General features: G+C 60.7%; 1 protein-coding gene. It reads left to right on the forward strand.

Features of this window, described 5'->3' with window-relative positions; translation table 11 throughout:
- Positions 1 to 120: 120 nt before the first annotated feature.
- Positions 121 to 361, forward strand: a 241-nt coding sequence (locus FLO80_RS24315) for a class I tRNA ligase family protein (protein WP_149187181.1), incomplete at its 3' end; no start/stop codon positions are given.

The raw sequence follows: 361 nt of genomic DNA on the forward strand, positions 1-361 counted from the left end.
CGAGCAGCGTTTTGCCTCCCTGGAGGCACTCAAGGCGGCGATTCTCGCGGATATCGCCGCCGCCCGGGCCTACTGGCTGGGCCAACCGCTTGATTGAAGAGATCCTGAACAGGCCCTGAGATGACCGACTACAAAGCGACGCTAAACCTTCCGGAAACCGCCTTCCCAATGAAAGCCGGCCTGCCCCAGCGCGAGCCGGAAACCCTCAAGTTCTGGAACGACATCGGTCTGTACCAGAAGCTGCGGGCCATTGGCGGCGACCGTCCGAAGTTCGTCCTGCACGATGGCCCTCCGTACGCCAACGGCAGCATTCACATCGGTCACGCGGTCAACAAGATTCTCAAGGACATCATTGTCCGCT

Origin of the sequence: Aquicoccus porphyridii (assembly GCF_008369105.1) — a bacterium.
Taxonomy (GTDB): Bacteria; Pseudomonadota; Alphaproteobacteria; order Rhodobacterales; family Rhodobacteraceae; genus Aquicoccus; species Aquicoccus porphyridii.